The 20,248-nt window shown below is 56.3% G+C and carries 22 protein-coding genes; all 22 read left to right on the top strand.

Going from position 1 to position 20,248, the window contains the following annotated elements; genetic code table 11:
* Nucleotides 1–285 precede the first annotated feature (285 nt).
* The 22 genes from ABHF91_RS06975 to mqo all read left to right on the top strand — a co-directional run bounded on the left by ABHF91_RS06975 (nucleotide 286) and on the right by mqo (nucleotide 20,233).
* Nucleotides 286–2,523: an ABC transporter permease subunit gene (locus ABHF91_RS06975; RefSeq protein WP_409422732.1), complete on the top strand. Its 2,238-nt coding sequence runs from the start codon at nucleotides 286–288 to the stop codon at nucleotides 2,521–2,523.
* Between the two features lie 23 nt (nucleotides 2,524–2,546).
* Nucleotides 2,547–4,193 carry a phosphate ABC transporter permease PstA gene (pstA, locus tag ABHF91_RS06980; RefSeq protein WP_409422733.1) on the top strand — a complete coding sequence of 549 codons (1,647 nt, stop codon included), beginning with the start codon at nucleotides 2,547–2,549 and terminating at the stop codon, nucleotides 4,191–4,193.
* 27 nt (nucleotides 4,194–4,220) lie between these two features.
* Nucleotides 4,221–5,039, top strand: coding sequence for a phosphate ABC transporter ATP-binding protein PstB (gene pstB / locus ABHF91_RS06985; protein WP_409422734.1), 819 nt, complete (start codon nucleotides 4,221–4,223; stop codon nucleotides 5,037–5,039).
* A gap of 24 nt (nucleotides 5,040–5,063) precedes the next feature.
* Entirely contained in the window at nucleotides 5,064–5,762 is a 699-nt protein-coding gene (gene phoU, locus ABHF91_RS06990) for a phosphate signaling complex protein PhoU (protein WP_409422735.1), read from the top strand.
* A 152-nt stretch (nucleotides 5,763–5,914) separates the two neighbouring features.
* Nucleotides 5,915–8,278, top strand: coding sequence for a YgiQ family radical SAM protein (locus ABHF91_RS06995; protein ID WP_409422736.1), 2,364 nt, complete (start codon nucleotides 5,915–5,917; stop codon nucleotides 8,276–8,278).
* A gap of 217 nt (nucleotides 8,279–8,495) precedes the next feature.
* A protein-coding gene (locus tag ABHF91_RS07000; RefSeq protein ID WP_409422737.1) for an IS3 family transposase occupies nucleotides 8,496–9,658 on the top strand; the annotation gives its coding sequence in 2 pieces (ribosomal slippage) (nucleotides 8,496–8,751 and nucleotides 8,751–9,658; 1,164 coding nt in all).
* 560 nt (nucleotides 9,659–10,218) lie between these two features.
* On the top strand, nucleotides 10,219–11,268 hold the full coding sequence (locus ABHF91_RS07005) for a DUF262 domain-containing protein (protein WP_409422738.1): 1,050 nt from the start codon (nucleotides 10,219–10,221) through the stop codon (nucleotides 11,266–11,268).
* Nucleotides 11,269–11,270: 2 nt separating this feature from the next.
* On the top strand, nucleotides 11,271–11,741 hold the full coding sequence (locus ABHF91_RS07010; RefSeq protein WP_409422739.1) for a HEPN domain-containing protein: 471 nt from the start codon (nucleotides 11,271–11,273) through the stop codon (nucleotides 11,739–11,741).
* A gap of 93 nt (nucleotides 11,742–11,834) precedes the next feature.
* Nucleotides 11,835–12,062 (top strand): hypothetical protein, encoded by a 228-nt coding sequence (locus tag ABHF91_RS07015; RefSeq protein ID WP_409422740.1) that lies wholly within the window; start codon nucleotides 11,835–11,837, stop codon nucleotides 12,060–12,062.
* A 99-nt stretch (nucleotides 12,063–12,161) separates the two neighbouring features.
* The gene (locus ABHF91_RS07020; RefSeq protein WP_409422741.1) at nucleotides 12,162–13,109 is read left to right on the top strand and encodes a hypothetical protein; all 948 of its coding nucleotides are present in this window, start codon (nucleotides 12,162–12,164) and stop codon (nucleotides 13,107–13,109) included.
* Between the two features lie 66 nt (nucleotides 13,110–13,175).
* Nucleotides 13,176–13,457, top strand: coding sequence for a hypothetical protein (locus ABHF91_RS07025; RefSeq protein ID WP_409422742.1), 282 nt, complete (start codon nucleotides 13,176–13,178; stop codon nucleotides 13,455–13,457).
* A gap of 134 nt (nucleotides 13,458–13,591) precedes the next feature.
* On the top strand, nucleotides 13,592–14,158 hold the full coding sequence (locus tag ABHF91_RS07030) for a hypothetical protein (RefSeq protein WP_409422743.1): 567 nt from the start codon (nucleotides 13,592–13,594) through the stop codon (nucleotides 14,156–14,158).
* Between the two features lie 88 nt (nucleotides 14,159–14,246).
* Nucleotides 14,247–14,630, top strand: a complete 384-nt coding sequence (locus tag ABHF91_RS07035) for a hypothetical protein (RefSeq protein ID WP_409422744.1) — start codon at nucleotides 14,247–14,249, stop codon at nucleotides 14,628–14,630.
* Nucleotides 14,631–14,735: 105 nt separating this feature from the next.
* Nucleotides 14,736–15,032 (top strand): hypothetical protein, encoded by a 297-nt coding sequence (locus ABHF91_RS07040; RefSeq protein ID WP_409422745.1) that lies wholly within the window; start codon nucleotides 14,736–14,738, stop codon nucleotides 15,030–15,032.
* 194 nt (nucleotides 15,033–15,226) lie between these two features.
* Nucleotides 15,227–15,568 (top strand): hypothetical protein, encoded by a 342-nt coding sequence (locus tag ABHF91_RS07045; RefSeq protein WP_409422746.1) that lies wholly within the window; start codon nucleotides 15,227–15,229, stop codon nucleotides 15,566–15,568.
* Between the two features lie 62 nt (nucleotides 15,569–15,630).
* Nucleotides 15,631–15,825 (top strand): hypothetical protein, encoded by a 195-nt coding sequence (locus ABHF91_RS07050; protein WP_409422747.1) that lies wholly within the window; start codon nucleotides 15,631–15,633, stop codon nucleotides 15,823–15,825.
* Nucleotides 15,826–15,934: 109 nt separating this feature from the next.
* Nucleotides 15,935–16,273: a hypothetical protein gene (locus ABHF91_RS07055; protein ID WP_409422748.1), complete on the top strand. Its 339-nt coding sequence runs from the start codon at nucleotides 15,935–15,937 to the stop codon at nucleotides 16,271–16,273.
* 56 nt (nucleotides 16,274–16,329) lie between these two features.
* Nucleotides 16,330–16,680, top strand: coding sequence for a hypothetical protein (locus tag ABHF91_RS07060; RefSeq protein WP_409422749.1), 351 nt, complete (start codon nucleotides 16,330–16,332; stop codon nucleotides 16,678–16,680).
* A 96-nt stretch (nucleotides 16,681–16,776) separates the two neighbouring features.
* A complete protein-coding gene (locus tag ABHF91_RS07065; RefSeq protein WP_409422750.1) occupies nucleotides 16,777–17,289 on the top strand; it encodes a lipocalin family protein in 513 nt (170 codons plus the stop codon).
* 185 nt (nucleotides 17,290–17,474) lie between these two features.
* Nucleotides 17,475–17,909: an EamA family transporter gene (locus tag ABHF91_RS07070; protein WP_409422751.1), complete on the top strand. Its 435-nt coding sequence runs from the start codon at nucleotides 17,475–17,477 to the stop codon at nucleotides 17,907–17,909.
* A gap of 49 nt (nucleotides 17,910–17,958) precedes the next feature.
* Nucleotides 17,959–18,564, top strand: a complete 606-nt coding sequence (locus ABHF91_RS07075; protein WP_409422752.1) for an RDD family protein — start codon at nucleotides 17,959–17,961, stop codon at nucleotides 18,562–18,564.
* A 178-nt stretch (nucleotides 18,565–18,742) separates the two neighbouring features.
* Entirely contained in the window at nucleotides 18,743–20,233 is a 1,491-nt protein-coding gene (gene mqo, locus ABHF91_RS07080; RefSeq protein WP_409422753.1) for a malate dehydrogenase (quinone), read from the top strand.
* Nucleotides 20,234–20,248: the final 15 nt, after the last annotated feature.

Consider the following 20,248-nt stretch of genomic DNA (forward strand, 5'->3'; position numbering starts at 1 on the left):
GCCAGAAACTGGCCTGCGCGACCTAGTGCTGGCGATGCTGCCGTTGGCGCTTGATGTTTTACTTATTATATTTCAGAAGCATGACAGGAGTGTGACCACGACTGTCCTGCTGGTGGCAGACTCATCAGAGCGCCATATCGGCTAACATACCCCATGGTATCGCGGTCGTCATGGCCTGTTGGAGCCGGTTGACGCAGGATTTCATGCGCTGGCCGCCTGGGTGTAACAAAAGTGTCATCTTGCAGACATACAATGCGCCGGTATTCAGTACATTCGAGGTTTTCGATGTCCAGCCAAACCCAAAACCTGACCATGTCCGGGAGCGCCAGGCGGCGTATCAAGGACAAGTTGGCCAGCGTTGGCGTCACCACCGGGGGTATCCTGGTGCTGGTGGCCTTGCTGCTTATCTTCTTCTACCTGCTCTACGTGGTGAAGCCCGTGTTCGAGAGCGCCAAGGTAGAACCTGTCAGCCAGTTCTCCCTGACGCTGTCCGGTGATCCCGTGCTCCTGGGCATGGACGATCAGCAGGACATCGGCTACCGCTTCAGCCGGCAGGGGGGGATGGATTTCTTCTCCATCAAGGCCGAATCCGGATATCCCGTGGGCCAGGTCATCCTGCACCAGCAGCTGGATGAGCCGGTGACCAGCGTCAGCGTCACCGCCGCCGGCACCCCCATGGTGGTGTTTGGCCTGGATAACGGCACCGCTCGGGTGGTGCAGCCGGGCTTTCTCATCACCTATCCCAACGACAAGCGCACCACCCAAGCCGTGGTGAAGTCGCCCTTGGGGGGGGAGCCCTTGGTGCTGGACGAGCAGGGCCGTGCCATCACGGGTCTGGCGTTTGAGGCCAAGAGCGACAAGCGGGTGTTTGCGGTGCAGACCGCCGACAACCAGCTGGCCCTGGTGGCCCAGGAAGGGGAGGAGAACTTCCTCTCCGGCGAGGTGGAGTGGCAGACCAACCACTACGCCATGCCGGCCATGAACGGCCACATCGATCAGCTGCTGCTGACCCCGGATCTGCGCTACCTGCTGGTGCGCGGTGGCAACATGCTGTCCGTCTACGACATCAGCGATCTGAGCGAGGTGCGTCTGCGCAGCGCCATCGAGGTGAACGAGCCGGGCAGCAAGGTCACCGGCATCAGCCTGCTGAGCGGCGCCTCCTCCATCATGGTGACCAACGACAACGGCGTCATCTCCCAGTGGTTCGAGGTGGTGCGCAACGGTCAGCGGGAGTTCACCCGCATCCGTGACTTCCAGGCCGAGGGCAGCGTGCGCCTGCTGGCCGCCGAGCACAGCCGCAAGGGCTTCGTCACCCTGTCCGGCGATCATCAGCTTGGCCTGTTCCACGCCACCGGCGAAACCCGGCTGCTGAGCCAGTCCCTGGGGGATGTCTCCGTGACCTCCCTGGCCCTGGCGCCGCGCAACAACGGCCTGCTGGTGGAGCGTCAGGGTGGCTTCGACTACTACAGGGTGAAGAACAATCACCCCGAGGTGACCTGGAGCGCCCTCTGGTCCAAGGTGTGGTATGAAGGCTATCCCGAGCCCCAGTTTGTCTGGCAGTCCACCTCCGCCTCAGATGACTTCGAAGGCAAGTTCAGCCTGGTGCCCCTGGCCTTCGGTACCCTCAAGGCCGCCGCCTACGCCATGCTGTTTGCCGTGCCCATCGCCCTGGCGGGTGCCATCTTCGCCGGTTACTTCATGTCCGCCGGCATGCGCAAGGTGGTGAAGCCCACGGTGGAGATCATGGCGGCCCTGCCCACCGTGATCCTGGGCTTTCTGGCCGGTCTGTGGCTGGCCCCCTTCATCGAGCAGCACCTGCCGGGGGTGGCCCTGTGTCTCATACTGCTGCCCCTGTCCATGCTGGTGGCGGCCTTCGCTTGGCACCAACTGCCGCGCAAGATCAAGGAGCGGGTGCCCGATGGCTGGCAGGCGCTGATCCTGGTGCCCGTGGTGGTGCTGGTGGGTTATCTGTGCTTTACCTTCAGCCCGCTGCTGGAAGACTGGTTCTTCGGTGGCAACGCCCGAGGCTTCATCACCCATGATCTGGGCATCCGCTTCGACCAGCGTAATTCCCTGGTGGTAGGCATCGCCATGGGCTTTGCGGTGATCCCCACCATCTTCTCCATCGCCGAAGACGCCGTCTTCTCGGTGCCCAGCCACCTGACCCAGGGGTCGCTGGCCCTGGGGGCCACCCCCTGGCAGACCCTGAGCCGGGTGGTGATCCTCACCGCCAGTCCCGGGATCTTCTCGGCGGTGATGATGGGCCTGGGCCGCGCCGTGGGCGAGACCATGATAGTGCTGATGGCCACCGGCAATACCCCTGTGATGGATTTCAGCATCTTCGAAGGCCTGCGGACCCTGTCGGCCAACATCGCCGTGGAAATGCCGGAGTCGGAGGTGGGCAGCTCCCACTACCGCATCCTGTTCCTGGCGGCCTTCGTGCTCTTTATCTTCACCTTTATCTTCAACAGCGTGGCGGAATTTGTCCGGCAGCGGCTGCGTGATAAATACAGCTCCATGTAAGGCGAGCAGAGGAATTCGGCAAGATGAAAAAATGGATCAACTCCGGCTCCCCCTGGATCTGGCTTACCGGCGGTGCCGTGAGCCTGAGCCTGGTGGCGGTCGTCGGCCTCCTGGTGCTGATCGGTTGGCGTGGCCTGGTCTACTTCTGGCCCCACACCATCTACCAATGGCAACTGGATGAGAACGGGCAGCAGAGCCTGCTCATCGGTGAACTCAACGACAGCGAACCCGTGCCCACCGCCCGGCTGGAGGCCGCCGGCCGCCAGTTCCCGGAAGGGACGCCCGAGGTGCTGGAACGCTACCTGGTGAAGACCGGCAACCGGGAGTTCGTGCCACTGGACTTTCGCTGGGTGCTGGAGACCGACATCCAGGGGCGTGAGACGCCCAAGGAGCTGGCGGTGATCGAGCGCACCACCAACGGCAACTTCTACGGCACCGTCACCCAGGTGCTGGAGCAGGGCCAGGTGGTGGCGGGCAACTTGCACGACCAGCTGGAAGCCCGGCTGGCGCGGGTGCAGGATCTCAACGACCGCACCCGGGATCTGCAAAAGGGCGACATAGGCCGCATCAACTACCAGCTGGAGAAGCTGCGCTTAAAAGAGCGCCGTCTGGAGCTAGACGGCGCCCTGACCGAGGCGGCCAAGCAGGAGCTGGCTCAGGCGCGTCAGGCCCTGAATGACGAATACCATGTCCACGAGAAGGAGCTGTTCGATCTGCGGGCCCAGGCCGAGCGGGATACCCTGGTGGTGAAGGACATGCGCGGCGTCGAGGTGTCGATCCCCATGTCCCAGGTGCTGGATGTGGCCTGGCCCAACGACATGAACCTGCTGCAGAAGATCGGCCACTGGTTCCATCAGATCGGCAAGTTCGTCAGCGACGATCCCCGTGAGGCCAACACCGAAGGCGGCGTGTTCCCGGCCATCTTCGGTACCGTGTTCATGGTGCTCTTGATGACCGTCATCGTCACCCCGCTGGGGGTGGTGGCCGCCGTCTACCTGCACGAGTATGCCGGCAAGAACGCCCTGACTAAGATCATCCGCATTGCGGTGATCAACCTGGCGGGGGTGCCGTCCATCGTGTACGGCGTGTTCGGTCTGGGCTTCTTCGTCTACGTGCTGGGGGGCAGCATCGACAAGCTGTTCTACCCCGAGGCGTTGCCCAGCCCCACCTTCGGCTCGCCCGGGGTGATCTGGTCGGCCCTGACCCTGGCCATCCTGACCCTGCCGGTGGTGATCGTCTCCACCGAAGAAGGTCTGGCCCGCATCCCCAGCGCCGTGCGCCATGGCTCACTGGCCCTGGGGGCCACCAAGGCCGAGACCCTGTGGCGCATCGTGCTGCCCATGGCCAGCCCCGCCATCATGACGGGTCTCATCCTGGCCATCGCCCGGGCGGCCGGTGAGGTGGCGCCCCTGATGCTGGTGGGGGCGGTGAAGCTGGCGCCCACCCTGCCGGTGGATGGCAACTTCCCCTATTTCCATGTGGAGCGCAAGTTCATGCACCTGGGCTTCCATATTTTCGACGTGGGCTTCCAGAGCCCCAACGTGGAGGCGGCGCGTCCCCTGGTGTACGCCACCTCCTTCTTGCTGGTGACCGTCATCGTGGGGCTGAACCTCACCGCCATCAGCATCCGTAACCATCTGCGCGAGAAATACCGGGCGCTGGATAACTGATCCGCCGTCTTTTGAATTGAGGAAACTATGATTAACGTTACCCCGACTGGCAGCACGAACGACACCCTGGATCTCGGCAATCTGGCACCGGAACGCACCGCCCTGGAGGTCAAGGATCTCAACCTGTTCTACGGCACCAAGCAGGCGCTGTTCAACATCAACATGAAGATCCCCAAGGGGCAGGTGACCGCCTTCATCGGCCCGTCCGGCTGCGGTAAGTCCACCCTGCTGCGCTGCATCAACCGCATGAACGACCTGGTGGAGGTGTGCCGCATCGACGGTCAGATCTGCCTGCACGGCCAGAACATCTACGACAAGAGCGTGGACGTGGCGGCCCTGCGGCGCCGGGTGGGCATGGTGTTTCAGCGTCCCAATCCCTTCCCCAAGTCCATCTACGAGAACGTGGTCTACGGCCTGCGTCTGCAAGGGATCGGTGATCGCCGGGTGCTGGATGAGGCGGTGGAGCGCTCCTTGCGCGGTGCCGCCCTGTGGGAGGAGGTAAAGGACCGGCTGCACGAGAACGCCTTCGGCCTGTCCGGTGGTCAGCAGCAGCGTCTGGTGATCGCCCGGGCCATCGCCATCGAGCCGGAGGTGCTGTTGCTGGACGAGCCCACCTCGGCCCTGGACCCCATCTCCACCCTGACCATCGAGGAGCTCATCAACGAGCTCAAGAGTAAGTACACTGTGGTTATCGTCACCCACAACATGCAGCAGGCGGCCCGGGTGTCGGATCAGACCGCCTTCATGTACATGGGGGAGATGATCGAGTACGCCGATACCAACACCATCTTCACCAAGCCGAAGATGAAGAAGACCGAAGATTACATCACCGGCCGTTACGGTTAAGCCAGGCCCACGAGGATTTGATGAATGGATAATATGAATCTGAACAAGCACATCTCCGGCCAGTTCAACACCGAGCTTGAGGCGGTGCGCAACAATGTGCTGGCCATGGGCGGCCTGGTGGAACAGCAGCTGGGGGATGCCCTGACCGCCCTGCACCAGCAGGATCAGGACCTGGCCCGCAAGGTGGTGGAGACCGACCTGGAGGTCAACGGCATGGAGGTGACCATCGATGAGGAGTGCACCCGCATCATCGCCAAGCGCCAGCCGGCGGCCTCGGACCTGCGTCTGATCCTGATGATCTCCAAGACGGTGACGGATCTGGAGCGCATGGGGGATGTGGCGGAGCGGCTGGTGCGCATGGTGCTGAACAACACCAACCGCCCGCAGCCCCTGCTGGTCTCCCTGGAGAGCATGGGCCGCCAGTGCATCAAGATGCTGCACGACGCCCTGGACGCCTTCGCCCGTATGGACGTGGAGGCAGCGGTGCAGCTCTACCACGACGACGACAAGATCGACCAGCTCTACGAGGGCATCATCCGTCAGCTGATGACCTACATGATGGAAGATCCCCGCACCATTCCCCAGGTGATGGAGGTGCTGTGGGCCGCCCGGGCGCTGGAGCGCATCGGCGACCGCTGCCAGCACATCAGCGACTACATCATCTACTGCGTCAAGGGCAAGGACGTGCGCCACACCAAGGTGTCCGATCCCAACGCCATCTAGGCGTCCCCACGCTTGGCATGACCCCGGGGGGAGCTTAGGCTCCCCTCGTTTTTATGTTCCCGGACAGGGTGTGTGGTTAAAAAATAACCGTCGCCAACATTTTCTTCACAAGCTATAATCCGCGACCGTTTTTGCCTTCTGAGAGTCCCGCCATGCAGTCTCCGGCCACCCGTCTGTTCGCCTATCCCAAATACTGGGCACACCACATGGGTCCGGCGCCCTTTCTGCCCATGAGCCGGGCTGAGATGGACAAGCTGGGCTGGGACAGCTGCGACATCATTATCATCAGCGGCGATGCCTACGTGGATCACCCCAGCTTCGGCATGGCGGTGGTGGGGCGCTTTCTTGAGGCCCAGGGCTTTCGGGTCGGCATCATCGCCCAGCCGGACTGGAACAGCAAAGACGCCTTCATGGCCCTGGGGCGGCCCAACCTGTTCTTCGGCGTGTCGGCCGGCAACATGGACTCCATGATCAACCGCTACACCGCCGACAAGAAGCTGCGCCACGACGACGCCTACACCCCGGGCAACGAGGGGGGCAAGCGGCCGGATCGCGCCACCCTGGTCTACTCCCAGCGCTGCAAGGAAGCCTACAAGGAGGTGCCCGTGGTGCTGGGGGGCATAGAGGCCTCCCTGCGGCGCATCGCCCACTACGACTACTGGTCCGAGACCATACGCCGCTCCGTGCTGATGGATGCCAAGGCCGATCTGCTGGTGTTCGGCAACGGTGAACGGCCCCTGGCGGAGATCGCTCACCGCTTCGCCAACGGCGAGAGCATGGCCCAGATGCAGGACATCCGCGGCACCGCCGTCATCCGCAAGGAGGCCCTGCCGGGCTGGCGGGGCGTGGACTCCACCCGGCTGGATCAGCTGGGGCGCATCGATCCCATCCCCAACCCCTACATGGAAGGGGCACCCTGTAGCGACAATCCCGAGACCGAGCTGGGGCAGGGGGCCGAGGCCAAGCCGGTGCTGGTGCAGCCCGCCAAGCCCAAGCCCTGGGAGCAGACCTATGTGCTGCTGCCGTCGTTTGAGAAGGTGAAGGCGGACAAGGTGCTCTACGCCCACGCCTCCCGGGTGCTGCACCAGGAGACCAACCCCGGCTGTGCCCGGGCCCTGCTGCAACCCCATGGCGACCGGGCCATCTGGGTCAATCCGCCGGCCCTGCCGCTCTCCACCGAGGAGATGGACGGCGTGTTCGCCCTGCCTTTTCAGCGGGTGCCCCATCCGGTCTACGGCAAGGCCAAGATCCCGGCCTACGACATGATCAAGACCTCGGTGAACATCATGCGCGGCTGCTTTGGCGGCTGCACCTTCTGCTCCATCACCGAGCACGAGGGGCGCATCATCCAGAGCCGCTCCGAGGGCTCCATCCTGCAGGAGATTGAGGAGATCCGCGACAAGGTGCCGGGCTTCACCGGGGTGATCTCAGACCTGGGGGGCCCTACCGCCAACATGTACGGTCTGCGCTGCAAGAACCCGCGGGCCGAAGAGACCTGCCGGCGCGCCTCCTGCGTGTATCCCGTGATCTGCCCGCACATGGATACGGACCACACACCCACCATCAACCTGTATCGCAAGGCGCGGGATCTCAAGGGTATCAAGAAGATACTCATCGCCTCCGGCGTGCGTTACGACCTGGCGGTGGAGGATCCGCGCTACATCAAGGAGCTGGCCAAGTACCACGTGGGCGGCTACCTGAAGATTGCCCCGGAGCACACCGAAGAGGGGCCCCTGTCCAAGATGATGAAGCCGGGCATGGGCAGCTATTACCGCTTCAAGGAGCTGTTTGACAAGTACTCCCAGGAAGCGGGCAAGCAGCAGTATCTGATCCCCTATTTTATCGCCGCCCACCCGGGGACCTCGGACGAGGACATGGTGAACCTGGCGCTCTGGCTCAAGGCCAACGACTTCAAGCTGGATCAGGTGCAGAACTTCTACCCGTCGCCCCTGGCCACCGCCACCACCATGTATTACTCAGAGGTGGATCCGCTGCACAAGGTGACCTACAAGTCCGGCAGTGTATTTGTCGCCAAGGGCGAGCGCCGCCGCCGGTTGCACAAGGCCATACTGCGTTATCACGACCCCGCCGGCTGGCCCATGATCCGCGAGGCGCTGCAGGCCATGGGTTTGAGTCGTCTCATCGGCAAGGGGCCCCAGCATCTGGTGCCGCCCGCCGGCCCCGCCGACCGCCAGCCCGCCAGTCGCGGCGGCAAGCCCGCCCTGACCCGCCACAGCCCCATGGCGCAACAGCGGGAACCCGCTGCCCGCCCAGGTGGTCAACGCCCTGGCAAGCCCGGATCGCGTCCGGCCTCCCCTGCGGCCCAGGGAGCAGGCCAGGGCAAGGGGCAAGGACAGGCCGCGCGCGGACCCGATGGCCGCAGACAAGAAGGCCAGAGAGCAGCAGGCAAGGGCGCCTCGGCCAAGGGGCAGGGCAGACCTGCCAACCGCCAGGCCGGCCGCCTGACTCCCGCCACCGGCGGTGGCAAGGGTAACGGTCGCGGACGGCCCGGTTAACTGCCCGGCAAGCCGCAATGCTCATCAGTTAAGGCGCCGTTGGTGCCTTAACTGCGTCAACAACATGGTGTTTGAGGCAAAACCAACCCCACCCTAGCCCTCTCCTTAAACAAGGGGAGGGAAACATCGTTCCTCCCCCTTACCAAGGGTGTAGTGGTCTAATCATCCCGGACACCATTTTAGGTGGTAAAGTCGCCACCGTAACCCGAGGTGTTCAATGACAAGACAACGTCGTTCATTTACTGCTGAGTTCAAACTCGAAGCGGCGAGCTTGGTGCTCGAACATGGCTATTCCGTGCCCGATGCTTCCCGCTCACTCGGTGTCGGTGAAACCGCACTCCGTCGATGGGTTCAACAGCTGCAATCCGAACGGAATGGTTCCACACCGGCCAGCAAGGCGCTGACGCCAGAGCAGCAAAAAATCCAGGAGCTGGAGGCGCGGATCAACCGACTTGAACGCGAAAAAGCGATCCTAAAAAAGGCTACAGCTCTCTTGATGGCGGACGATCTCGAACGTACGCGCTGATCGAGCGATTAAGAGAGCATGAGTCTACCGAACTGGTCTGTTCTGTGTTTGATATCGCAAGCTCATCTTTTTATGAGTATTTGGCGCGTAAGGGCCATGTAAATCGTGAACGGCTGCAGCACAGAAGTGAAGTGCGGCGCTTGTTCAAGGAAAGTCGGGGCTCTGCTGGTAGCCGAACCCTGATGTTGAGGCTGCGTGAGTTGGGACACCAAATTGGTCGATTCAAGGTGCGTAGCCTGATGAAGGAAGCGGGTTTGGTATCGAAGCAGCCCGGCTCTCATGCCTATAAAGCGGCGCAGTGTGAACGACCGGACATCCCGAATTTATTGGCACGTGAGTTTGCTGTTGCGCAACCAAACCGCGCCTGGTGCGGTGATATCACCTACGTCTGGGCCGGTGGCCGCTGGTATTACTTGGCGGTGGTACTCGATCTCTGTACTCGGCGGGTGATTGGTTGGGCGCTGTCCGATAAGCCGGATGCCGACTTGGCCGTGAAAGCCCTGGATATGGCTTATCAGCAACGAGGCTGTCCGCCGGGAGTGCTGTTTCACAGCGATCAGGGTAGCCAGTATGCCAGTCGGAAATTTCGGCAACGGCTGTGGCGTTATCGGATAACCCAGAGCATGAGCCGACGAGGCAACTGCTGGGATAACGCCCCCATGGAGCGGGTATTCAGAAGTTTAAAGACAGAATGGATCCCTGAGACGGGATACCAGAACCTCCAGGAAGCAAAACGGGACATCAGCTGCTACCTGATGGACTACTACAACTGGCGGCGACCCCATCAACATAACGATGGGCTCCCGCCAGCAGAAGCCGAAAATCGGCTTAACAGAGTGTCCGGATTTAGTTGACCACTACAGGGGGAGGTTAGGTGGGGGATGGTTTGCCGCTGGTGCCCATTCATAAGTATCCGCTGCTTACACCAGCATTGCGGGTAAGCAGCGCTTTTTCACTGCTATACCGCCCTTCACCTGCCTCTCGCAGAGCCAAGACCCGGCGCCAGCTTGCTAATAGCCTGGCGCCGTTTGCTTTTTATCCCTGTTGTGCTATCCACTTCATTGTCCAAATGACCCCCAAACCGGTACTATCGTCCACCACGGATGTTAAGACAGGTAAGGGATCAGCCTGGGGCAGCTGCAAGCTCGGGGCGGTAGCCTGCCTTCGCACAGGCGACTAGTCAGCGGGCAAATCGGATAGTGGGCTGCGTATTCCGCGGCAGGATAGGTGGCAAATTTGCCACCTATCCACCAAAGCCAGAAACATGGCATGCTTTTTGTTGATACAACAACAGGTTGCCAGGGCACAGCCCTTGGCAGAATGGAACTAGGCGGCGCAAGGCCCGTGGATAGATGGCATTTCGCCGCATAATAAATTGTTAGATGACCGAACATTTATCAAAGATTAGGTAATCATGAGTAAAAAATATCAAACGGAAGAGTTTATTGATGGTTTCGATGATGACATCGATTCTGTCGTTCCATTTAGTGAAACGATAACCTCATATGGTGCAGATTTCCCTGTTGAGTCAATCGTGAGAAGAATTGAAGCTGGGGAGGTGTATGTTCCAGACTTTCAGAGAAAATACATATGGAAGAATGCAGAAGCGTCAAGGTTTATCGAATCTTTGCTTTTAGGTCTTCCTGTGCCTGGAGTTTTCTTGGCAAAAGATTTTGACGGCCGACACATGATAATTGATGGTCAACAAAGATTGCTGAGTATTTACTACTATGTTACTGGTGATTTTAAGTTAAGTGGTATTGGCGCGATATTTAATGGCATGAAATATTCTGATTTGCCTGAAGAATACAAATATCGGTTAATGGACTCGATAATTCATGCAACCATTATCAGGCAAGATAATCAAAATTACGAAAACTCAAGTATCTTCCATATTTTTGAAAGGCTAAACACTGGTGGAAAAGAGTTAGAGCCTCAGGAAATCAGAAATTGCATGTACCCTGGTGAGTTTCAGAGACTCCTGTCTGATATAAATGAGCTAGAATTGTGGAGATCAATCTATGGCCCACAAAGTTTGAGATATAAAGATCAAGAATTGATTCTCAGGTTCTTCGCGCTTTATTTTGATTCAGAAAACTATAGCCCACCAATGAAGTCATTTTTAAATCGATTTATGGGCATGAATAGGAAGCTGGATCAATTTGATGTAATGAATGCTAAGGATCTATTCATAGAAACTTTAAAAGTATTGAAGTCTGCGATTGGTGAAAAGCTATTTAGGCCATCGAAAAACTTTAACGCTGCAATATTTGATGCAATAACATTTGGTCTTGCCAAACGACTAGAGCGTGGAAAAATAAATGATCTTGAAAAGGTTAAGCTTATTTATGAACAATTACTTGATGATGAACAGTTTAAGGTTGTCTCTTCCAGTAGCACAGCTTCGTCATCAAACTTACGCACACGTATAGAGATTTCAAAACAAGCCTTTGAGGAGGTTTGATAATGAGGCTTCGTGAGGTTGTTCAATACGAAAGTAAGTTAGATCATCTTTTTCAAACTGTAGAGAATATTAATGACTTTGAGATGCAGGCGCACTGGGCTAAGTATCTTTGTGTTCTCTGTAGTGGATATGTAGAAAAGTCAGTAAGGCTACTTTACAGCGATTATGTACATAAAAGGTCATCACCACAGATAAGCAAGTTTGTAGGTAAAAAGCTTGGAAGTTTTCAGAATGCAAAGGTTGAGAAAATTATTGATTTAGCAAAAACATTCGATGATCAGTGGGCTAGAGAATTAGAAGATTTTTCACAAGGTCAAATTAAAGACGCTGTAAATAGTATTGTTTCCAACAGGCACAATATTGCACACGGTCAGGATACTCGAATCACAGTAGCTAGAGTTAAAGAATGGCATGTAGAGAGCAGAAAACTAATTGGAGTTATTGAAATTCATTGTGATGTCGCTGCAGCATAAATCATCTAACAAGACGCTGCTGTTGGACAAATTTTTCACTGCGCTCCAAATTTGCCGCAGAGTGCTGCGTTATGTGCCTTGGAGGATTCAAACATGTGGAAAAGTGGTGGCACAGTTACGACTAAAATTGGATATGTGAATCGTAACAACCAAAAAAATCATGGTTCACGTGGTGTCAGTGGTACTGATCATGGGCAAGTCTCTTACAAGCTTGAGTGCCTAAATCCAAATTGTGGCCATGTTTACGGTGCAAATGGCACTGATATTTTTCAGCGTAAATGTCCAAAGTGCCAAGGCGGAATTGATGGCATCGAGTTTTAAGCACATAACAAGGCCAAACAGCAGCGCGCACTGCGTGCGCTGGACCTCGTTTCACTCGGCCGCTGTTGGCGGCGTTAGCTAATAGTTGAGTTAGCACACATGAGAAGTAAAAAAAGAAGCATTATTGAGCCACTCAGCCCCATCATCATCCCGGAACATAAATCTTACTGGGCCACTCATTTTTATAGCATTCTAAAATGCATGGATTGTCATAAAAACTTAAAATGGTCACCACGTAGATTCCAGGAATTTCCAATATGGTCATTAAGTTTATTGCGAGGGAATTTACCAATAAATTTTTTTGAATATATTGAATCATATATAAAAAACTGGGGATTTCAATATTTTATAACTTGCTTATTCAACCAAAAAGTAGGATCTCATATAATTATTGAACTAATAGAGAGATTAGAAGACCTTTATGGTGTGTGTTTTAATAAAGATCTTGATTTGTTCTCCTTTCATGTTTCTGGCATAGATTCATCTCTAAGTGACGACTTAAATAACAGATTTGCTGATGTTTTTCCATTCACAGCAAGAGATATGAATTCTCACGATTTGATTTATTATTCTGATTTATGTTTAATTCTTGATAGTTCAATACAACATTCTCCTGTTGGCATTTTTGGTGAAGTAGAAGGTATATATGGTTCACACTTCAGAAGTGCCCGTTATTGGAGCAAAAAAGATGAATTGTGCGTATTCGGCATAGGTGTTGTTGATGGGAAACAAAAATTAATTTATTTCGAAGAATCAAACTTCAATGGCATCCCTCGAGTCCACTTGATGTTTGAACGTTCTCATTTTATATTAGATGATTATTTAAAAGTGTTGAGTTGTTTAAATTGGTTGTTTATGAATGGCCCACATAGAAAATATCCATCAGTTTCTGATGAATTTGACTTTTTTGTACAACAAATTTCAAATAAATGGTCCAACCCAATTCAAGACGTATTTTCTTTTCTTGAACGCTTCATTTCAGGTTCTGAACTAGTTGGTTTTAATGATGGCAAATTAAATATCATCACGGACATTCAAACAAACTAGCTAACAAAAACTTGAAACTGGACGGCACTACGTGCCGTCATTTAAGTAAAAGTTAGGGTGCAGATCATGCCCACGGTGCGCTTGCTTTTCATCTCATTCATCGGCGGTGGCGCGGCACTGCTGCTCGAATACTTGCTCGCGCGCTTTATCTCTTTTCTGGGCATCGTGTTTTGGTTTTCCACAATCATTGGACTCTCTATCTTGGAAGACTGGGGGTTGCCTACCCTTCAAAGCTCGTCCGATGGGTGGCCGATGGCAACTATTTTCGGAGTAATTGTGTCCGCCGTAGCGTGGTGGCTATTCTGGTCGTCCGTTCTGGCTTTCATTCTCTGGCGAAAGTACCGCTAGCAAGCAAGGGGCGGTTATGCCCCCTAACACTGCGGTCAAGGCCGCTCCCTTCGGTCGCTGGACGCTGCGCGATAAAGGGCTGCGCAGCGCCACTTACCTTCGATGTTATGTTTACACCACGCTATGGAGTTTGTTTGAAAATAATATTAGTAAGGCATGGGAAGCCAACAGCAAGCGATAATTCAATAGTTGATGCGGTTGGTTTTGCCAGATGGGTTAGAAAATATAATCATTCATTAGTTCATTCTAGTAGCCTACCATCGGAATATTTACGAAAGAAAACCATCGGAAGTTATACAATTTCAAGTGATTTAAATCGAGCGAAACACTCTGCTGAGTTATGCTCAGGCAAAGCGCCAGATTTGGTACTGAGGGAACTGAGGGGAATGGATATTCCAAGGTTGAAATTACCTTCTTCTATATCAGTTGACAATTGGCTTGTCATTTCGAGACTTTGTTGGTTTTTAGGCGTGTCGGGTAGGAGTGAATCATTTAGAGTTGGTCGCCATAGAGTATTATCAGCGGTTGATTTACTTTTAGAACAAGTTCAGAAAAACGGTGATATAACCGTATTTGGCCATGGACTAATAAATAGTTTTATAGCTAAAGAATTGCAGCGCAGAGGTTGGTGTCTCCAGAAAAAGAGTAAAGGTTTTTGGGGCGCAACAGAACTAGTAAACATAACAAAGCGCAGCAATTGACCTGGCAATGTCATGCATTTTGCAGAGCATATGACGCGCCAGTGCTCTGCAGCTGTGCTTCGCGATATGCGCCACTAGGATTGAATGGATGATTAAAGAACTATTTACAACTGATGTATATGTAAAGGTCAGAAGAAATAGATTTGAGGCTAAAAATTTGTCCACGGGAAGTGGGTGGGAAAGCTCAAATACTCAAGAACCATTTACTACAGATCGGCTTTTGGTGGGTCAGTTTTCGGCGGCTGAGCCTGTGTTATTAAAATTAACAAAAGAAATACAGCCAAAGTCACTATTCAAAAAACGTTCTAAGGTAGTCATCCAGCCTATGGAAATGGGCGATGGCGGTTTGTCAGAAGTAGTAGAACGCATATTTCGCGAGCTAGCTTTAGGCGCCGGAGCCATTAAAGTTATATTGCATATAGGTAAAGAACTAAGTGATAGTGAAGCGCGGGACATGCTAAATGGCGCATAACAAACCGCGACAGTTGGACTCAACTAAGGTTGTCATAAAATTTTCTGGCGCAAATTTACCGCCCGTTCTATCTCGCCGCTGGGTCGGGCGTTCTGCAGTTAATCAATGAGTAAAATGCTCAACTTATCATTGCTGATTCAAGTGTTGTTGATTGGCTCCTTTCTCGTTTTTAATTGGCAAGCAGAGCAAGCCATGGATAAGTCGGGAATTGGTAATGTTGAAGAGTGGAGCCATCTAAACCATTTGGCGGGCATTTCCATCAACTGCCTAGCCATCTGCTGGATTTCAACTTTTATCCTTATTTTATCTGGTCGGTGCATTCAATCAAAACAGGCTAAATTAACCATCGCGTTACCACCATTGATTTTTATTGTTTGCTGGGTGGGCTCGTTTTTAATTTGAAATGCATTACAAATAGTTTAAGCCGCTCGCTTCGCCCTCTGAGGTGAACATAATTTTACGGGTTGCAACTTGGATTTTATGTGTTCATGAGGGTGGTTGATAGCCAGATTTACTGGCGCAGGATCATGTTGAATAAATTCAGGTGATGTTTTCCACTATACTTATTAACATGCTCTCACACATGATGAGTGAAAATGCCAAACACTAACGATTTTAGCAATAACAAGATTCATCTCTCAGTTCTCTGTCGTGTGGAACCCGGGTGTCTAGGCCCTGATGGGAAGTTTTTTATTGAAGACTTCTGCGCCTTTGCAAATGAAGCGTTCAACCGTGTTCTGGACGAACCGGTCGATTGGTTCTTTGTGCCGCGGCACGATAAATCTCTGCCGGAGATCCAGTATCAATACACGGGGCGAAATCTATCCCGAGACATGGCCAAACAATTGTTATCCTTTAGAGCGATTGATATAGATGAACTTGAAGAGTCGCTGAACGAGCAACTCTCCGATCTAATCGATCAATTTCTAGCGCGATGAGTCATGGTGCCTGTGCTCACTATACTTAAGTCACCACGCCATGGGTTATCGAGGAGGCACTTATGAACACTTGCTGTTCCATCTCGGATCGGTCCACCTGGGCCATTGGCGGGGGTGTTCTGCTTGGCCTGGGGGTTGGGCTGATCGTACTGCCACTTTCCGCCTTGGCCTTCGTGGGTTCGCTGGTGGCGGGCATAGGTATCGGTCTCATCATCACCGCCATCTTGTCCAGCTGTCGCCAGGGGGGCAACGGCTAGTCGGCGTTCCTGTGTATCAAGTGTGCGTACCGGCTGCCAGTGTGCAGCCGGTACGCGTTTATTCGGGCCTGAGGTCATGGGGCCGGGAACAAGAAGTAAGGATCAAGGGATGAGAAACTGGGGCTGGGCGCTGTTGCTGCTGCTGGCGGCTTGCAGCAAGCCACTGCCGAAGGAGAAATGGGACTATGTGGGGGAGTGGCGCAGTTCGCAGATGACGCTGCTGATCCTGAGCGATGGCATTGTCGCCTATAAGCGCTTGAAAAAGGGTGGCGCCGTCTCTATCAATGCCCCGTTGCGCGCCTTCGAAGGGGATGACTTTGAGGTGGGGGCCTGGCCCTTCACCACCACCTTCGTGGTGACGGAGCCGCCCCATGTGGTGGACGGTCACTGGCAGATGGTGGTGGATGGGGTGCGGCTGACCAAGCAGGGCGCCATCTCATCCATTTAGCCTGGCCCCGAGGATTGCAACACAATGCCTCATCACGAGAGATATACGAGGACACTATGCACCTGGATGACATGACCGACACCGAGCTGTGGACCCTGGCCGATGCCATGATGGACAATCTGATGGCGGCCTCGACGGCCATCGATCATGCCGGGCACACCCGCGATTTTACCCCCCGCCTGAAAAACCTGGTGACGCCAGAATATCTGCAGCAGGTCTGCCGCCAGTATCAGCAGGAGAAAGGCTTTTTTACCCAGCGGTCGCCGGTCGCCCTGTTTCGGCGGCCGGACTCGGTGGCCTTTGTCTGGCGACAGGGGTTCAGCCGCGTCGCCGGTGACTATGTGGCCGAGCTGGTGTTGGTCCACGCCGACGAAGGGTGGCTTATCGATCATGTGATGGTGTTTTAGTCGGGCCTGTGGCGATCATCGGGTCTTGGTTGATGCCAAGGGCGGGGCTTGCCCGCCGGGTCCAAGGATAACGCCGCTTGTGTAGGAGTGCGCCGTATGAAGTGGTTGAGTGGTTTGCTGTGCCTGTGGTCGCTCACCGGCTGTGTGGGGATGCCGGAGGGGGTGACGCCGGTATCGGGGTTTGAGCTGTCCCGCTATCTGGGGACCTGGCACGAGGTGGCGCGGCTGGATCACCGCTTCGAGCGCGGCCTGAGCCAGGTGACGGCCCAGTACAGCCTGGGGGAGGATGGCGGCGTGCGGGTCATCAACCGTGGGTATGACGCCGCAGCGGGCCGCTGGCGGCAGGCCGAGGGGCGGGCCTATTTCGTGCAGGCGCCCGATACGGCTTATCTCAAGGTATCCTTCTTCGGCCCCTTCTATGGCAGCTATGTGGTGTTCGAGCTGGACCAAGCAGGGTATGACTACGCCTTCGTCAGTGGCCCCAACCATGATTACCTCTGGCTGCTGGCCCGGTCACCCCAGGTGAGCGAGGCGCTGCGGGCGCGCTTCGTTAATCGGGCCCGCGAGTTGGGCTTTGCCACTGAGGATCTGCTCTGGGCCCAGCCATAAGCGGCTGATTTTTTTGCCGCTATGCCCCCGGTGGCATTGTGGCTGAGCCCATTTTTCCTTATTGTTCGCATGGTGTTAGACATGCCGCCATGCCTGCTCTGGGACGGAAGAGGCTGACGGGACAATCGATAACCAGGACGCTGTCCTGCACGGGCACAGCGCGGCTAAGACAATAAAGGGAACTTATGATTACCAGCTGGTTTATCTGGGCGCTGCTGGCGGCGGTGTTCGCCGCCCTCACCGCTATCTTCACCAAACTGGGGGTGGCCCAGATCAACAGCGATCTGGCGACCCTGATCCGCACCTTCGTGGTGTTTGCGTTGCTGATCCCCTTCGTGCTGCTCACCGGCAAATGGTCCAATCCCCTGGCGCTGCCAGGCAAGGCCTTGCTGTTTCTCGTCATCTCGGCCCTGGCCACCGGTGCCTCCTGGGTCTGTTATTTTCGCGCCCTGCAGCTGGGCCCGGCGTCTCAGGTGGCCTCCATCGACAAGCTCAGCGTGGTGCTGGTGGCCTTTTTTGCCGTGCTGATCCTGGGGGAGCGACCGACGCCCCTGGCCTGGCTCGGCATCGCCCTGGTGGGGGCGGGGGCCCTGATCCTGTCCATCGCCGCCACCCGCTAGTTGCATACCTTTTTTTGCTTCGCATCAAGCCGCTCAACAAGGAGAGAGGATGTTCTGTTCAAGCTGCGGTCAATCGTTGAATGACACCGCCAATTTCTGCCCCGCCTGTGGCGAGGCCCGTGCTGTGCTGGCCGAGGCCGCGCCCATCGTTAGCCTGGTGGAGCCTGCCCTGGCGCCGGCGTTGGAGCCGGCTCCCGCATCCGCACCGGTGGCCGTAGAACCCCGCTATGCCGGTTTCTGGTGGCGGGTGTTGGCATCCCTGATCGACGGCATCCTGAGCCAGATCGTCTCCTTTTTGGTGGCCTTGCCCATGGGCTTCATCCTGGGGGTGGCCATGGCGGCGGTGGCGGACAGTGACGCCATCGAGGCCGTGGGCGGCCTGCTCGGCGCCTTGGTGGGCATGCTGGTGCAGTGGCTCTGGTATACGCTGCCGGAATCTTCTTCTTGGCAGGGTTCTCTGGGTAAGAAGCTGTTGGGGATCAAGGTCACCGACGAGCAGGGTCAGCGCATCGGCTTTGGCCGGGCCAATGCCCGCTACTGGGGCAAGATCGTCTCCACCCTCACCTTGGGCATCGGCTTCCTGATGGTGGCCTTCACCCGCCGCAAGCAGGGGCTGCACGACATCATCGCCGGTACCCTGCTGGTGCGCGCCTAAGTACTTGGCCTGGCTGCCGGGTCGCCTCGGCAGCTATGCAGTGTCAACCGATATATCTGCATAAAAACCTATTTATATGCATAACTATTGTTTTTGCGCTGCATAAAAACAGGAGGCAAAAGGCACAAAAATGTATATAATTTGTGCCTTTTCTTGCTGTCACTGGATGTGTTGAAAAATGGCGTCACTGCAGGCGGATGTCACCCTGGTAGGGGGGGGCATCATGAGTGCCACCCTGGCGATGTTGTTGCATCGCCTCGATCCCTCCTTGCATATTTGCATGATTGAGCAGTTGGCCGACGTGGCCCAGGAAAGCTCTGCCGCCCTGCACAACGCCGGCACCGGTCACGCCGGTTACTGCGAGCTCAACTACACCCCCCAGGGCCCAGGCGGCCAGGTGGCCATTAACCGGGCCATCGAGATCAACACCGCCTTCGATCTCTCCTTGCAGTTCTGGTCCCATCTGGTGACGAGTGAAGCTGAGATCGACCCCAAGGCCTTCATCAACCGGGTGCCGCACATGAGCGCCGTCTGGGGCCAGGCCAACGTGGCCTTCCTCAGGGCCCGCTACGAGAAGATGCACGCCCATCACCTGTTCGACACCATGCAGTGGAGCCAGGATCCTGCCCAGCTGGCCCAGTGGATGCCGCTCTTGCTGGCCGGCCGGGATCCGGCCATGCCGCTGGCGGCCACCCGGGTGGAGCAGGGGGCCGATGTGAACTTCGGCGCCCTCACCGGCATTCTGGTGCAGTACCTGCAGCGCCATGCTCCCTTCACCCTGCTGACCCAGACCCGGGTCAGCGGCTTCAAGCGTCTTGGCGGTAATGGCCAGCCCTGGCGGGTGAAGGCGGTGAACCGTGCCAGCGGTGAGACCTGTCAGGTGGAGAGTCCTTTCGTGTTTCTCGGGGCTGGCGGCAACGCCCTGCGCCTGCTGCAAAAATCCGGCATCCCCGAGGCGGCGGGCTACGGCGGCTTCCCGGTGAGCGGCCAGTGGCTCATCTGCCAGAATCCAGCCCTGATGGCACAGCACCATGCCAAGGTCTACAGCCTGGCGCCTGTGGGGGCGCCGCCCATGTCGGTGCCTCACCTGGACACCCGCATCATAGGCGGCGAGTCCTGCCTGCTGTTCGGCCCCTATGCCGGCTTCACCACCCGCTTTCTCAACCAGGGTTCGCGGCTGGATCTCATCAAGTCGGTGCGGCCCAATAACCTCAAGAGCCTGCTGGGAGCGGGGAGCAGCAACCTGGAGCTGACCCGCTACCTGATGAAGGAGGCGGTGCAGACCCACAGCCAGCGGATCGCCGCCCTGGCCAGCTTTTTGCCCCAGGCCAAGGCCAACGAGTGGAAGCTGGCCCATGCCGGCAAGCGGGTGCAGGTGATCAAGCGCGACGAGGGCCGCTGGGGCAAGCTGGAGTTCGGCACCGAGCTGGTGGCCTCCGCCGACGGTTCCCTGGCCGCCCTGCTGGGGGCCTCGCCCGGAGCCTCTGTCAGCGTCAAGGCCATGCTGGATCTGCTGGCCCGCTGCTTCCCACGCCAGCTGCAAGGCGCCCAGTGGCAAGAACGCCTCAAGCAGATGGTGCCCTCCTATGGCCAGGATCTGAGCCAGAATGCCGCCCTGGCCGCCCGGGTGCACGACTATACCCGGGGCGTGCTGGGCCTGCTGCCCTGAGTGGCACCAGTGTTC

Origin of the sequence: Pseudaeromonas aegiceratis (assembly GCF_046254905.1) — a bacterium.
Taxonomy (GTDB): Bacteria; Pseudomonadota; Gammaproteobacteria; order Enterobacterales; family Aeromonadaceae; genus Pseudaeromonas; species Pseudaeromonas aegiceratis.

Coding starts and splice junctions, on each gene's coding strand:
- pstA (WP_409422733.1), top strand. CDS start 2,547: ATGAAAAAATGGATCAACTCCGGCTCCCCCTGGATCTGGCTTACCGGC.
- ABHF91_RS07060 (WP_409422749.1), top strand. CDS start 16,330: ATGCACCTGGATGACATGACCGACACCGAGCTGTGGACCCTGGCCGAT.
- phoU (WP_409422735.1), top strand. CDS start 5,064: ATGGATAATATGAATCTGAACAAGCACATCTCCGGCCAGTTCAACACC.
- ABHF91_RS07025 (WP_409422742.1), top strand. CDS start 13,176: ATGCCCACGGTGCGCTTGCTTTTCATCTCATTCATCGGCGGTGGCGCG.
- ABHF91_RS07020 (WP_409422741.1), top strand. CDS start 12,162: ATGAGAAGTAAAAAAAGAAGCATTATTGAGCCACTCAGCCCCATCATC.
- ABHF91_RS07055 (WP_409422748.1), top strand. CDS start 15,935: ATGAGAAACTGGGGCTGGGCGCTGTTGCTGCTGCTGGCGGCTTGCAGC.
- ABHF91_RS07035 (WP_409422744.1), top strand. CDS start 14,247: ATGATTAAAGAACTATTTACAACTGATGTATATGTAAAGGTCAGAAGA.
- ABHF91_RS07045 (WP_409422746.1), top strand. CDS start 15,227: ATGCCAAACACTAACGATTTTAGCAATAACAAGATTCATCTCTCAGTT.
- ABHF91_RS07015 (WP_409422740.1), top strand. CDS start 11,835: ATGTGGAAAAGTGGTGGCACAGTTACGACTAAAATTGGATATGTGAAT.
- ABHF91_RS07075 (WP_409422752.1), top strand. CDS start 17,959: ATGTTCTGTTCAAGCTGCGGTCAATCGTTGAATGACACCGCCAATTTC.
- ABHF91_RS07040 (WP_409422745.1), top strand. CDS start 14,736: ATGAGTAAAATGCTCAACTTATCATTGCTGATTCAAGTGTTGTTGATT.
- ABHF91_RS06975 (WP_409422732.1), top strand. CDS start 286: ATGTCCAGCCAAACCCAAAACCTGACCATGTCCGGGAGCGCCAGGCGG.
- mqo (WP_409422753.1), top strand. CDS start 18,743: ATGGCGTCACTGCAGGCGGATGTCACCCTGGTAGGGGGGGGCATCATG.
- ABHF91_RS07005 (WP_409422738.1), top strand. CDS start 10,219: ATGAGTAAAAAATATCAAACGGAAGAGTTTATTGATGGTTTCGATGAT.
- ABHF91_RS06995 (WP_409422736.1), top strand. CDS start 5,915: ATGCAGTCTCCGGCCACCCGTCTGTTCGCCTATCCCAAATACTGGGCA.
- pstB (WP_409422734.1), top strand. CDS start 4,221: ATGATTAACGTTACCCCGACTGGCAGCACGAACGACACCCTGGATCTC.
- ABHF91_RS07050 (WP_409422747.1), top strand. CDS start 15,631: ATGAACACTTGCTGTTCCATCTCGGATCGGTCCACCTGGGCCATTGGC.
- ABHF91_RS07010 (WP_409422739.1), top strand. CDS start 11,271: ATGAGGCTTCGTGAGGTTGTTCAATACGAAAGTAAGTTAGATCATCTT.
- ABHF91_RS07070 (WP_409422751.1), top strand. CDS start 17,475: ATGATTACCAGCTGGTTTATCTGGGCGCTGCTGGCGGCGGTGTTCGCC.
- ABHF91_RS07065 (WP_409422750.1), top strand. CDS start 16,777: ATGAAGTGGTTGAGTGGTTTGCTGTGCCTGTGGTCGCTCACCGGCTGT.